The sequence below is a fragment of the Falsiroseomonas sp. E2-1-a20 genome, from assembly GCF_051433195.1.
In the GTDB taxonomy this organism is placed as follows: Bacteria; Pseudomonadota; Alphaproteobacteria; order Acetobacterales; family Acetobacteraceae; genus Falsiroseomonas.
Genome location: NZ_JBHMFT010000059.1, coordinates 1 through 14587, shown reverse-complemented (window position 1 = coordinate 14587; position 14587 = coordinate 1). Strand labels below are relative to the sequence as shown.

The 14587-nt window shown below is 63.9% G+C and carries 6 protein-coding genes and 1 pseudogene; 4 read left to right on the top strand and 3 right to left on the bottom strand.

Annotated features, from left to right (window positions below; translation table 11 throughout):
* Positions 1 to 382: 382 nt before the first annotated feature.
* The 3 genes and pseudogenes from ACFHPP_RS28235 to ACFHPP_RS28225 all read right to left on the bottom strand — a co-directional run.
* Complete coding sequence (locus tag ACFHPP_RS28235; RefSeq protein ID WP_437166575.1) at positions 383 to 1741, bottom strand: hypothetical protein; 1359 nt, start codon at positions 1739 to 1741, stop codon at positions 383 to 385.
* A gap of 12 nt (positions 1742 to 1753) precedes the next feature.
* The gene (locus ACFHPP_RS28230) at positions 1754 to 3595 is read right to left on the bottom strand and encodes a hypothetical protein (RefSeq protein ID WP_437166574.1); all 1842 of its coding nucleotides are present in this window, start codon (positions 3593 to 3595) and stop codon (positions 1754 to 1756) included.
* A gap of 158 nt (positions 3596 to 3753) precedes the next feature.
* A pseudogene (locus ACFHPP_RS28225) lies at positions 3754 to 4053 on the bottom strand (hypothetical protein); the annotation flags it as partial.
* Positions 4054 to 4308: 255 nt separating this feature from the next.
* Between ACFHPP_RS28225 and ACFHPP_RS28220 the strand changes: the two are divergent.
* The 4 genes from ACFHPP_RS28220 (at position 4309) to ACFHPP_RS28205 (ending at position 14367) form a co-directional block, all read left to right on the top strand.
* On the top strand, positions 4309 to 7503 hold the full coding sequence (locus tag ACFHPP_RS28220; protein WP_437166573.1) for a hypothetical protein: 3195 nt from the start codon (positions 4309 to 4311) through the stop codon (positions 7501 to 7503).
* A 9-nt stretch (positions 7504 to 7512) separates the two neighbouring features.
* Entirely contained in the window at positions 7513 to 13395 is a 5883-nt protein-coding gene (locus ACFHPP_RS28215) for a toxin TcdB middle/N-terminal domain-containing protein (RefSeq protein ID WP_437166572.1), read from the top strand.
* 295 nt (positions 13396 to 13690) lie between these two features.
* Entirely contained in the window at positions 13691 to 14131 is a 441-nt protein-coding gene (locus ACFHPP_RS28210; RefSeq protein ID WP_437166571.1) for a helix-turn-helix domain-containing protein, read from the top strand.
* An 11-nt stretch (positions 14132 to 14142) separates the two neighbouring features.
* Positions 14143 to 14367: a transposase gene (locus ACFHPP_RS28205; protein ID WP_437166570.1), complete on the top strand. Its 225-nt coding sequence runs from the start codon at positions 14143 to 14145 to the stop codon at positions 14365 to 14367.
* Positions 14368 to 14587: the final 220 nt, after the last annotated feature.

Genomic DNA, 14587 nt, shown 5'->3' with positions numbered 1-14587 from the left:
CAAAACCTGTTCCACGATACGCGACGGAACAACACTGTTGCCAGCACGGTCCCCTCAGAGCTTCAAATTGGGTTGTGGCCGCTTTGCGAACCTGCAAAGTGATTCATAGTTGGCTGGAGTTGGTACGTGGATTGGACACTGATCGCGCTTGGTGCAGCCGGCGGCGCCATCCCTGACGTAATCCGCATCGCCCAAGGCCGCTACGAGGCAGAACTGCCGGGACACCTCCGGCGGCCTGTGTTCTGGCTGGGCTTGACGCTGCTGGTTGGCCTCGGTGGTCTTGCTGCTTGGTTAGGAGGCGCCAAGGATCCTCCATCCGCACTGGCTCTCGGCTACGCGGCGCCGGAGTTCCTCTCCCGCGTCCTTTCGGCGAAGAGGCCAGTCAACTTGAGCATGCCGGGAGGACTGACACTGCGTCGCTGGTGGTATTTCTGACAGCGTCAGGCGAGCGGCGAACCTGCAGGTCGGGATCTGCGTAGGCGCTGTAGAGGAGGCCTAGCGGGTTCTTGTACCTCCGGAGCATATCCCATCGAGCTCGGTGCAACGCCCGGCCGAGTGGCTCCGGTTGCGTCTGCAGCAGCAGACGCGTCAGGAGTGCTTCGGCGAAGGCTGAGGCGAAAGCGTCCGGCATCACGGTCTCTGTGCCAATGAAGCCGAGGAATCGCTCGTCGGCGAAGATCTCGGGAAAGGAGCCAATACCGGACGGATCGACTGCAGCGCTGGCACAGGCATTAAGGAAGATCAACGGCCGGTCCGCAACATCCTCAGCCTCATCTGAAGCGAGCCGGAGGCGGGCGAGGGCGCTGCCGAGGTCGCCTAAGGTTACACGGCGTTCGCCCCACAAAATGCTGCCTGTGTGGAAGCGCAGCGTGTGAGCCTCCGCGGGCGCTCGCTCGGTCTCGCAGTGGCAATAGAAGTGATGGAGCTGTGCAGGCTGTTTACCCGCCCGCTCCCAGATGCGAACAGCGAGTTCGCGTGCTAAAGTTTCGGCTTCAGTCGGACATGTGGCATCTGGCCAAACCGGATCGAGGGCGATGTGGGCGGAATTCGCCGCAAAAAATGCTTCGGTCCTCGCCAGCCCAGGCAGACCCCGATAATAAAAATTAGCGATCGGTAGGCGTGGGAGATTTTCAAGCCGTCTACCCGACCCAGGTTGCGTTCGCGGAGATCGTCGTCGAGCCCGCCAAGGGATCCGCTGGACGATGGCGGAGAAGCCAACGAAGCGGCACGCGATTTCCCCGAGTGCATCAAGGTTCAGTTCGTCAAAGCTCTCTGGCCGATCGAGCTGCGAGAAATCGAATAACGGCAGGATCTCAACGGGGATACCATCCCCGACGCGGGCCGCCACTGTGATGAGCGGGGGAGCCAGCGCATCCTCTGCCCAGGCTGGGGTCGCCCACCCCGGCCATGCATCACGACAGATTTCGACGATCTCGCGCACTGCTCCCGAGTCGTCGCCGAGCAGCTTCAGCAGGATGCGAAAGCCGCGTTCGTAGAGGATCTTCAATGCCTGCCACGCCGAGCGCTCGGTCTGCCGTAGGCCGCCGATAGCATCGAGACCCTCCCTTAAGCGGATAAGATCCGCCCGAAGAGTACCAAAGAGTTCCGGGAGTTGGTCACGCCTCAGGTCGCCCTCGAAGGTGACCGGATTGGGGACGCCTAGCGGATGAACGCTGACGCGACTACCGGCATCATCGAACCCGATCGTGATGGCGAGCCGCGCGCCGAGCGGAAGGGTCATGCAGATGCGCCCTCAACTATGACGACTCACAGTCTGCAGCGGCACTGTGACTATCTGGATCAAGCGGTTGAATTGGCTAACTACGACAGAGATCTCATGCCGGGTGCCAGACGACGGCATGGTGAAGCCAAATGTAACAGGCTCCGAGCCGGTGTCGGGCCGGGTGCGACAGGAGGCACGGCTCCGCCCCGGTTCGAAGACGACTGTGTCTGATTCAAGTGCCACATCGAACAACAGCTCCGGCTTTTCTTCGCCTCGTAAAATACGTATGGCATCCGAAATTATAAACGGTCCCGAGCAAGTACCGGAAGGTCTAGGGGTGGATGATTGCCCTCCGAGCCCTTCTGTTTTCGTTGCGCCAGGAGGCACAGCACGGTCGGACGCAGCCGCTGGCGTCAGGTCGGGATTGAACCGTACGAGTAGGCGACCCGAGGTGCCACCGACAAAACCGGCAGCCTCCTCCAAGTGCAGAGGCGGCTCGCCGCTAGCCTTCATCACTTCCACCAGTACCTGGCCACGGAAGCGCACCAAGGAGGGCTGTGCGAACAACCTTTCGATGCGACGGTCGAACTGGGCCAGGGTGCGCTCCACCACAGAGGCGGTCTCCGTCCCATCGTGATTGCTTGGCGGCCCGGGTAGCACGGGGACCACCAGGGGTGGTGCCTGAACTAGCACTAGTACGCGCAGCTTACTTGCAACGCCATTCACGATCACCGCAAACCCCTCCATCATCGCCTCGATGACGGTGAACACCGCCTCCAGCGCGAAGCCCACGAAGAAGGCGGCAGCCGCCAGCGTCAGCGCGAAGCCGCCGAGCTGCACCGGCTCGTCGCCGCTCCAGACCACGCCGAGCAGCCCGCCAAGCATCGTCGCCAGCAGCACGCGCAGCACCGAATGCCAGCCGTCGCGGACCTCCAGCGTGTTCTCCGACAGCTTGTTGTCCAGCCGCCGCAGCACATAGGCCGCGCCGCCGATGAACCCCATCATCAGGGGCAGCACGAAGCCGGTGAGGGTGGAGATGAAGGAGGCGGTGCGCAGCTCCGTCCGCTCCCAATGGTGCTGCAGCGGCTGCTCGTAGATCTTCTGCTCGCCCTGCGGCACCGTGCAGGGATCGAACAGCGGCAGGCCGCAGGAGAGGTTGTTCCAGCGGGTCAGCCGCATCATCACGAGCTGGTTGCGCAGCAGGGCCTGGCCGAGCTGGCTGCACAGCGCATCGGCGCGCGCGCCCTCGGCCGTGTCGGCCGGGGCGAGGCCGGAGCCATCCGCCTGCGGGCACATCGGCCGGTAGCGGCCCTCTGCGTCGGAGGCGCGGGCTGGCATCCACGCGCCAGGCGGCAGCTCCGCGAGCTCGCCTTCCATTATCCGGATCTCGACGTGCGTGCCCAGCAGCTGCTGCATGGCGCGCCGGCCATTGTCCACATACGCAAGCAGCCCAATCGAACCTAGCACAGCAACGACGAAAAGTAGGGTCAGGCCGTAGATCGCCGCTCGCAGCCACCTCACGCGCACCTTCACCTCATCGGACAGCTCCTCTCCCTCGCCGGCCGATCGAAGATACGCGCTGGTCAGTCTGATACTGTTGGCAGTGGCTGGCGCCGCTTCATGGCTCAGCGCGTCCACCGTGGTGGTGAGAGTCGCGAATTGCGTCGGGTTAGACGCGATACACGTTGGGTCGCCCGTGAGCACCTGCAGCACCGAAGCGCCGTCGTCGAGCAGCGGGACGGGGCCCAACGCCCGGTCGGCGCGACGGGCGACATGATGCAGGAGCAAACGTCCGTCGCGCTGGAGACTGCGCACATCGGCCGTGGCAGTTTGCGACTCCACCGAGGGAACCAGGTTGGCCGATGTCTCCATGTCGACGATTCTGGGTTCCTGCTAAGTTACAGCAGCATGTAGAAGCGGCTGCGTGTGCGCCCGTGTGAATCGGCGCGTGTCCTTGACGCCGATCGGCATCGTAAGCGGCTGAAGTTTCTGCGTCTGCCGGGGTCCCGATTGGAACAGGCGGACGTACGCTAAAGCAGCATCGGCTGACCCGGATCTGCCGGCGAGGTCGCGCCGTCGCTCTTTTCGCCCCGTGCCACCACAATAAGCGCGAGGTCAGGCAACGGGCGTTGCAGTCGCAGCGCCGCTTCGCGCGGCGCCGTCATCCATGTCTCGACTTCCTCCGGCTCCGTCAGGATCACCGGCATCGCCTTCGGATGGGCCGCACCCACCTCGGCGTTCGGCTCCGTCGTGAGGAAGCCAAACACGTCCGCCGTCACCTCGCCCTCCTTCACCTTCCGCACCGCCGTCCAGCGCGTCCAGATGCCGGCGCGGACCGACTCTCACACCCGGGCAGCCAGCGCCGGGCCTGCATATAGCCCCTCACTCTAGATAATGTGATAGGGCCATCTTCGCGGCGGCTAGAAAGCGCTTCACTTGCGCCAACGAAGAGTAGTTTCATCAGAGTCTGGCATTCGTGACGTGTGTAAGCCGAAACCCGCCCGAGTGCTCTCGGGAGGTGGCATGTTCGCCTTCGACGAGTGCGAAATACCGAACTTCGCGCCTCTCCTTAAATGGAGCTAGTCATGGCTGACCTGGTGCATGCCGACATTGCTTACACGTACCGCAAGTTCAAAGTGGTCATTGATGAGATCACTTCACAAAACCGGACACTGGCGGCGATCGAACGGCTGCTGGTGAACGCAGGGCAGGCTTTCCGGGAAAGGCGCTACTTGGACGCTATTGAATCATACCAGGAGGCGCGCTCAATCCTGTGGCGACAGCTCTTTCCTCTGCATTTCCTTATCGAAGAGAAAGTGGCCGGAACTGATCTCAGCAAGGCGTTCGCGTCCTACGGTGCCGAGTGGCTTAATGTATTGCCGATTGAGGAGGCCGCGGCCGGGGTACGACCGCGAGAGATGGTCGACTTCGATCCCGGGCCCGTTTTTGGACTCATGAGCAGCAATGTCGATGCCAAAATCTCTGGAGCAACGGCGGATCTGCGCTTGTCTGCTGAACTCAGGGCGCGCGGGAACGAGCGATCTGCCCAGTTCTTCCACGACCGTGCCGCTGCCGCTGCCCCGACATTGGTCGCCCAGATCGAGGCGGCCAGTACAGTAGTGCCTGCGAGTCCAGGCACCCAGCCGATAAATCCTCTAATCCTGCAGCCATTGGATCGTCTTGGCCGGGTGCGATCGCTCACAGCGATGCGGGCAGCGGGCGCGATGTCACGTTTCGACACCCTATCACCCGGGGTGCTGGAGCGTCCGGTGCCGGTGGAGATCCCGCCTCAACTGACGGTCGAAAAGCGCTCCTATAGCGTTCTGGTCGGTGACACGCTCCAGGAGATGAGCTGGAGCGCTGGGGCAGCCCTGCAGGCTGACCTAGTCTTGTCAACCGTCTACGACAAGCGGCGTGCGCTGACCCGTCTACCCGATGCGCTCATCGAGCCGAAGCGCGTCGCCGATGTGGCGGTCGGCCTCACCCATGCTTGGTATTTTGAAACGCCGCTTGGCTTGGCCGAATGCTACCACGCGATGGGTAACTGGACCTCCGCCGAACGATGGTATCTGCAGGCCGCCGGCTATTCCTATCTCAACGCCGCCGTTGAGGCCCCCTACGTATGGTCTCGGCTGGCCATGCTCTATCTGGACTGGGGCAATTCGCTGTTCCGCGACGACGATGCGCCTGCGGCCCTGCCCATCTACACCAAGGTCCTGAGCGGCGACATGCTGGAGCCGGCAACTCCGCTCTATACTATCACCGGCCTGAAGCCGGCCGCTGATGCAGCGCGCAACGTCATCGCCAATCTGGCGACTCCTGAAGCGATCACCGCCAGCCCTGCCATCAGCAGCGTCATCTTTGATATCCAGGCGCAATTGGCCAAGATTGCCGGTGGGCTCGACTTCTGGGGACATTGGGCACAGAACGTGCCGATTTGGACGTTTGACTATCTGCAATCGGTGGCGATCAATCTCTGCCAGTTGGCGGTGAGCGCCGAGCGCGATGCCATTTCATTCTGGGACAAGGCTGACAACGGCTCGCTTACGCGTCTCCAGCTGTCACAAAACATCGCGCAAAGCGCGGCCGAGCGCGAGGCAGCGCTGCGACAGGTCGATGCTGCGAAGCAGGAGCTCAACGTCTATGTTTTAGGGCAGGCCATTGCCCAACAGCGCGCCTCCGCAGCCCGCGCAAATTCCACCGATTACGCCTCGAAGTCGCGGGCCTGGTCGATGCATCAGGCGCTCTCGGCGCAGATGAGCGGCGGAGAGGACGGCAACGCCAGCCAACTAAACAGACTTGCCGATCGCATGATGCAAGGCGGCTATTCGCTCTCCGGCGACCGCGGTACTTTGGCCGCGGCGGAGCAGCTCTCGGCATCGCGGCTGCAGAACCAGTATGAAATTAACCGGATGAACCGCGAGGCGAACCTGCTCGACCTCGTTGGTGTCCAGGCTCAACAGGAACGGGCCGCTGCGCAAGCCCGTGTGTCGGCTGTCGAGGCCAGTGCCAAAGCATCCCTGGTGCGGCTGAACGGCGCGGTAGAGTTGCTCAATGCATTTGATCAGCAACGCTTCACGCCAGAGGTCTGGAACCTGCTCGGCGACAAGATGAACCAGCTATCGCAGCGATATCTGACGATGGCCCTGGACGTGGCTAAGCGTATGCAGCGCGCTTACAATTTTGAGAATGACGTGCTGCGCAAGATCATTAAGCCCGATTACATGTCCGACACCGTCAAGGGCATGCTGGCTTCCGACACCCTGATGCTCGACGTGCAGTCTTTCACCTTCGACCTGATCACCAGCACAACGATCAAGCAGCAGCCGGTGCGGCAGACCGTGTCTCTAGCCCAACGCTATCCCTTCCTGTTCGAGACCCAGTTCCGCGCCAAGGGCCGCATTGAGTTCCAGACGGACCTGGATGATTTCGATAGCGTCTATCCCGGCACTTATGCAGGTCGGATCGAGCATGTCGAGGTTGTCGTTGACGGCATTGTTCCGGCGCGCGGCCTGAGCGGCACGCTTACCAATGCAGGCATTTCGCATTACCGCGTGCCTGCCTCCGCTGCCGACGGAGGGAACGGCGTCAAACACCGGGTGCAGGCGCGTGAAACCCTTGTCCTGTCTGATTACGACCTCCGCGGAGATGCCATCATCGTCGATAGCGATCGGCGGCGGCGGCGCATCTTCGAAGGGGCGGGCCTGGCCTCGACCTGGACACTGGAGCTGCCCAAAGCAGCCAATACGGTTGATTACCAGGCCATCGTCGATGTGAGGCTCACCTTCACCTATCAGAGCCGTTTTGACCCCGATCTGCGCGATCAGGTCCTGGCTGAGCTGGCTGCACGCCCACAGGCCAATGAAAGGCAGCGCCCTTATCCGCTGCGTTGGCTGTTCCCGGACGCCTTCTTTATCTTCTACGGCTCTGGCGTCCTGGACTTGACGCTTGGGCGCGGCGATTTCGCCGCCACCGAGACTGACCCGATGCTCTCCGAGGTCAGCCTTATCGTCACGGCAACCCCGCGCGCCCGTGCCGGCGGCCTTGTCTTGCAGGTCGCAGCGCCCGGCACACCGACCGTTTCCGTGACGACTGCAGCTGACGGGACGGTGGCTGTTACTGATCTGACGGCCGCAGTCGGCGGCACGGCGCTCGGCGACTATCGCGTTGAGCTGCGGGCGGCCGACAATCCGAGTTGGGTGACCGGCGGCAAGCTCGATCTATCCGGCATCGACAATATCGCGCTGGTGCTGGGTTACAGTTTCACACCCCGCAGCTGAGGGCCTGTCATGTCGATCGATGTCGGATTTGCGAGCCAGGCCCCGTCCTTGCCGGGCGGGGGTGGCGGGCTGAGCGGCCTGGGCGAGACCTTCACGCCAGACCTGCACAGCGGCACGGGTGCCTTCAACGTGCCCTTGGAGTTGCCGAATGGGCCGAACGACATCGGCCCCAAGCTGTCCTTGCGCTACGATTCGGCGGCTAGCAATGGCCCCTTCGGGCTCGGCTGGTCGCTGCAGTTTCCGCGCATCCTACGCAGCACAATGGTCGGCCGCCCGCATTACGACGGCACCGATACCTTGATGCTTGAAGGCTCCGGGCCGTTGCTCCGCTTGGCCGATGGGAGCCTTCGTCCGGAAGTCGAGACCGGCGATTGGCGGATCGAGCCACTGGGTGAGGGCTTCCGGGTCACGGATCGCGCCGGAATGCGGTATGAGCTTGGCACCACAGCCGATAGCCGGATCCCTGGTTTGGCTGGGGAAACCTGGGCATGGCTGGCGCACCGGGTGGAGGACAATCTTGGCGGGACCGCCACCTTTACTTGGCGCGCCTCGGGCCCGCAGCGCTACCTGGAGGAACTCCTCTATGGGCCATACCGGGTCGAGTTCCATCACGAACCGAGGCCCGACCTGTTGCGTTGGGGGCGCGGCGGCTTTCTGCTGCAAACCGACGAGCGATGCGCGAAAATCGAGCTCCACCTCGTGGGTGCCGCACAAAGCTTGGTTCGGCGCTGGGCGCTGGGTTATGTGGCCGGGAGGCCGAGCGGGGCCTCACTACTCAGCTCGATCACGCTGGCCGGCTTTGACGAGGACGGTTCCCAGATTTCGGCTCCCCCGCTTGTGCTCGGTTACACCGAACCCGCTGCGCCAAGGCTTCAACGGATGGAGGCGGCCGATCAGGGGGCCTTGCCTCCCGGCCTTGCCGACCGAGGGCGTGTAGAGTTGGTGGACTGGGATGGGGACGGGCTGCCTGACCTGATCGAGATCGGGGAGTCGGGCACCGCGCGGATCTGGCCAAATCTTGGGGGAGGGTGGGGCAGACCCCGCAATGTCGGCCTGGTGCCGCAATTGGCGGGCGCGAGTGCCAATGCCGCTCTGCTGGACATGAACGGTGACGGCTTGGCCGATGTGGTGCGCATCGACCAACCTCTGCGAGGGTATCAGCCCCGCACCGCCCAGGGCTTTGAACGCCCCGTGATCTGGGGTGAGGCGCCAGCTATGGCGCTCTCCTCGCCCGAGTGCCGCCTCGCCGATTTCGACGGCGATGGCCTTGTTGACGTGCTGTGGAGCAATGGTCGCGCGCTGATGCTGGCGCAACGCGAAGCGCGCGGCGAGTGGCAGTCGGTGCCTCTCGTGGTTCGCGGGACACTGGACGGACCTCCCAGCGACCTCGGCGACCCACACGTGTTCTGTGCCGACATGACGGGCGACGGATCCCCAGACCTCGTTCGGGTGGACGGCCGCGGGGTGACCTATTGGCCCTATCTTGGCTTCGGGATTTTCGGCGAGGCCATTTCAATGTCGACGCCACCACGGCTGCCCTTCGATCTCGATCCCAATCGGATCTTTGTGGTCGACCTCGACGGCGATGGTTGTGCGGATGTGGTCTACCTGGACGACGGCTTGGTGCGATGGTGGCCCAACCGTTGGGGGGGTGGCTTTGAGGAGCCCCGCGAGATCGCGCATGTGCCTACGGGGGCGCTGCGCGAGATGCGGGTCGCCGACCTGATGGGGACCGGCAATCCCGGTCTGTGCTGGTCGATGGCTCTGCCATCTGGCCGTGCCCGCTGGTTCGTGCTCGACCTTGTTGGCGGCGTGCGGTGCGGTCTCCTAAACCTGATGGACAACTCGATTGGACGGGTTACCCGGGTAAGTTACTCCACCTCCGCCCTTGAGGCACGCCGCGACGCACTGCTTGGCTCGCCCTGGGCTACGCGGCTGCCGGTGGTCCTGCCCGTCGTTGGCGAGGTCAGCATGTCCGACCAATCCGGCGGCGCGGAGAGCATAAGCCAGTACCGTTATCACGACGGTCGCTACGATGGCGTGCTGCGGGAGGCTTGCGGCTTTGGTCGCGTTGATATCGTAGAGTTGGGTGACGCGAGCGTAGGGACGCTGCGGACCACGCGCTGGTTCCATACCGGGCTCATGCCCGATGGGGCGGAGCCCGCGACCCGGGCGGAAAGAAGCTTGCGGCGCGCAATTCGGGGTCGGATGTACCGGCAGGAGCGGGCCGGGAAGGACGGTGAGCTTTTCGACCGGATGGAGCAGGAATGGCAGGTCGAGGGCCCGAGGGAGAACCTCACCGTCGCTCCGCGCCTGCTTCGCAACACCCGCACGGTGTTCGAGGGTGGGTCGGATGCGGTGCATTGGATCATCGGCGAGCAGCTGGCCTGGGACGCCGAAGGCAATGTGACCGAGGCTATGGAGCGTAGCTTCGTCGCGGGCCAGGATCAGCCCACTGCCACACTGCGCACCTTTACGGAATATGCGGCAGACCCGTCCGGGCGCTATCGTCAGCGCCTGTCACGGGCCCGGCAAATGGACGGCACCGGAAAACTTCTGGCTGAAACCCGCGCCATCTATGATGGGCGGCCATTGGGCGAGGTTGGGACGCAAGGGCTGCTAACGGCGCGCGCGGCGCTCGCGCTCACCGATGATCAGGCGGCTATCCTCTACGCCTCCGAAATGCCGAACTTTGCCGCGCTCGGCTATACCCGGCGAGCCGGCGTGAATGGCTGGTGGATAGAGATCGGCCGCTTTGAGCGGATCGAGGATGCGTCGGGGTTGCGCGGCCGCATCACCGGCCCCCGTGGCAGCCTGACGGAGCTGAGCTTCGATCCTTCCCAATGCTATCCGGTGCGCGTCCGTGACGCCATGGGCAATGAGGTCACGGCAGATTTCAACCTTCGAGTCTACCAGCCCACTACGATCACGGATCCTTCCGGGGCGCGCTCCACCGCTCATTTCGACGCGCTTGCCCGGATGTTGCGCCGGGTCGAGCCCGGCGACAGCGAGGCCGAACCGACGGTGTCCTACAGCTATGACATCACAAGCTTGCCGTTGCAGGTTCTCGTATCGCACCGCACCTCGGGCGGCCAGCCGCGTCGTGTCGAACGCCAATTCGTTGATGGCAGCGGGCGCTTGCTGGAGCGGCGCGTGACGGACGAGCTGGGTGATATTATCGAGGCGTGCAACGTGTTCGGGCCACGCGGAGTCCTGGTGCGCAGCCATCTGCCTCGACGTCCGACCGGAACCGCCTATGTGCCGCCATCGCCGGGGGATCCGCACACCGGGATCGTTTATGACGCCATGGCGCGTCCGATCCGCACCACAAGGCCGGACGGCGCGGTGGCTAGCATGCGTTACCTCCCGGGAGTGATCGAGGAGGTCGATGAGGAGGATAACCGGACGGGGGCAGGGGCGGTGCATGCCGGTACCGTCACCCGGCGGTTCGTCGACGCCGCGGGTCGCATTACCCGCATCGAGCAGTCCCTCGGCACCCAGATACTCGCATCGACTGATACATACGACATTAAGGGTCGCTTGGTGGAGCATGTCGATGCGAGCGGAGCGCGCACGCGCTTTACACACGATATGCTGGGCCGTGTGCTGCGCATTGAGCGGCCGGAGCAGACGCAGATCGCGGTCGTCGACGTCGCCGGAAACACGGTGGAAACGCGTGTTGGTTCAGAGCGCGTGCTGCGCCGCTTCGACCTTGCGAACCGACCCAGCGAGATCCGCCATGGGGACGACACCTCCCCGGTCGTGGCGCGCTACACTTACCACGACAACGGCGCGCCGGCACCGGCCGGTGCGGGGCACCGCACTGCTGGAGGCCGGTTGGTGCGGACCGACGACGAGGGTGGTACGACCCTCTACGACTACGACGAACGGGGGCGGATTGCGCAGAAGACCATGCACTCGGTTTCCGATGGCCCCTTGGTGCTGAGGACACTGCATCGTTCGGACGGGCTGATTGACCACGTGACCTACCCGGACGGCACGCTTGTGAGCTACCTCTACGACGGGCTCGGGCGTTTACATTCCGTCGATGGGGTGATCGACAAAATCGAGTACGACCTCAGTGGCAGGCGTACCGCCGTGCATTACAGCAATGGCACAGTGCAGCGGGACGGCCAGGATCCCCTGACCGGCTGGCGGACATCTTCCGTCCTGTCAGGGCCATCCGGAACCCTTCGATCGGTGGGTTACAAGCACGACTGGGTTGGCAATGTGGTCGCGCTTGAGAGTGCCGATCCGGCCCTGGCCTGGCAATATCAGTACGATGACCTGTACCGGCTGACACGAGCCACCGGGACGGCTGGCGACTGGCAGTACGCCTATGACCCCGCTGGCAACATGCTGTCAGCCTCCGACATCGGTACTTACACCTATGGCGGAGGCGGCGTGCCCACGACATGCCTGCGAAGCGCCGGGACCGATGCCTTTACCTACGACCATCACGGCCATGTAGCCACTGCCCCGTGGGGTACCCACAACGTGGACGCCGAAGGCCGCTTGCGCAGCATTGATCTCACCGCTGGCGGGCGGGAGGAGTTCACCTACAGCCACATGGGCAACCTGGTCCGCCGCCGCAGCATCGCCGCAGGCGGCGGCACCGCAGAGACCTGGAGCCCGGACAAGCTAGTGCGTGTCGAAGGGGGCGTGCTGGTCCTGCAGTTCACCGATGGCGTGCGCATCGTGGCGCGCGAGCGTGCTGGGGTCAGAACCTGGCATCATGTGGACCACCTGGGATCCCTTGTCCTGGTGACGGACGCCATTGGGGCGGTACAGTTGTCGGTCCACTACGGACCCTATGGGCAGGAACTCGGACGGACCGGCTTTGCGGCCGCGCCGCAAGGCTTTGCCACAGGACAGGCCATTGGGCCCGGCTTGGTTCTGATGGGCGCGCGCTGGTACTCCCCGCGAATCGGTCGGTTCCTGTCGCCCGACTCTCTGGTCGGCGACGCCGACGATCCGCTTGCCTGGAACTTCTACGCGTATTGCCGCTGCAACCCGACCAGCTATGTTGATCCGAGTGGGCGATCCTTCTGGAAGATCTTTGCGGCCATCGTGGCGACGGTCGCCATCATCGCACTGGCGGTCATTGTCACGGTCCTGACCTTTGGTGCTGCTGGGCCAGGTGCCATTGCGCTCACGGTCGGAGGCCTTTCCGTTACTTGGGGGGCGGTCTTTGCTGCGACAGCGATCGGGATTGCGGCTGGCGGTGTGATCGGCGGAATTGCCGCGGCGCGCGCAGGAGGCGATGCCGGCGACATTGTGCTGGGGGCGCTGGTCGGCGGGGCGGTAGGAGGCTGGGCTGCTTTTGGTGCGGCTTTTGCCGGCGTGGCCGTGGCTGGCGGGCTTGGGCTTGCTCAAGGAGGCGTAGCGGCAGGAGCGGTGGCAGGTGGCGTCAGCGGTGCCATCAACGGTGCCGCAATGGGATTTGCCGCGGGCTTCGCGGGAGGCAAGAATAATGGCTTCAAGGACGTGATGGAGAAGGTTCTCGTTGGTGCGATCATTGGTGCCGCGGTCGGAGCAGCCCTCGGTGCTCTGAGCGGCGTGAAGCCACCCGCTGGCGAGACGCCTCAGCAGTCCCTAGAAAAGGCGATGAAGCCGGACATGACGGTGCCGTCCACACCTCAAACTCCGATTAACAACATTCCTGACGCGGCGAGCAAGGTTGGATTGGGGCTGGGGGGGAAGGCGGCCGGTGCCCTTGCACCTCATGCGGCCCAAGCGACGGCCGGCCTTACCGGCAGCATCGTCTTTCAGATCGTCATGGTGGATCTGCACGCTGCCGCCGCTTCAGCGTTCTGGGATGACATCCAGGAGTACGTGCGTACCCACGAGGTGGACCTGGGGCCGGTTAACTTCATCAAAGGGGAGTTTTGAGTTCCTCCGCGCCACCTTGGCGACGGAAAGCGAGGGATCTGTCAACTTTCGCGCCAAGGGCCACGCCGATTCACAGGGTCAACGTTGGAAACTGGCTACTGACCCAGTCATGCGCCTCTTTCTTGTTTGTTATCAATATATATCGGCTCAATGGGTGGAGTTGTCCGTCGTCGAATGCTTTGAGACAGCCGAGCCAGTTTGCTAGAGCCGTTTCACTTCGACCGGAATCGCGAATGGGGATTCCGGCACGGCCTGATATGTGAATCATCGGCCTCTGTTGGAACCGGAGGCGAGGATGACGTGGCGATCTGGGCAGGCGTATTCGCAGGATTTGCGCGAGCGCGTGCTGGCGGCGGTTGATGGCGGGCTACGGGTGCGCGAGGCCGCGCCGCTGTTCCGGGTGAGTGTCTCCTACATCTACAAGGCGCTGGAGCGACGCGCCTCGACCGGGGCGACCGCACCCGCAGCGCGAGGCGGCGCGCAGCGCAAAGTAGTGCTGTTCGGCCATGAGGCGGCGCTCCTGGCACATCTGCGCACCAAGCCCGACGCCACGCTGGGCGAGTTGCGGCGCTGGCTGTTCGAGACGCGCGGCGTTGGCATCAGCGTGGGCGCCTTGTGGAAGGGCCTGGACCGCCTGGGCTGGACACTCAAAAAAAGTCGCAGCACGCGGCCGAACAGGAGCGCGCGGACGTGGCCGCTGCCAGGGCCGAATGGCGTGCCGCCCAACCCGGGCTGAACCCCGCTCACTTGGTCTTCCTCGACGAGAGCGGCTTCAGCACGAACATGGCCCGGCGACAGGGGCGCAGCCCACGCGGCAAGCGCCTCGTGGCCGCCGTGCCGCACGGACACTGGAAAACCTCGACGCTGGTCGCGGGCCTGCGCCTGGACGGCATCGTCGCTCCGCTGGTCATCGACCACCCGATGAACGGCGTCACTTTCAGAGCCTTCTCTGATGGGGTGGACGGCCCCTGAGCGGCATCTGTGTGCCAAGCTCGGAGCTGTTGAAGGCATCGAGCGAAAGGAGCCGTCCGCCATGAAGATTAGCGCAAAGGCCGCCCCGACCACCATCGGTCTCGACATTGCCAAGAACTTCTTCCAGGTCCATGCGGTCGATGACGCCGGCCAGGTCGTGCTTCGCAGGAAGCTCAGTCGCAGCGAGGTGCTCCGCTTCTTCGAGGCGCAACCCAAGGCA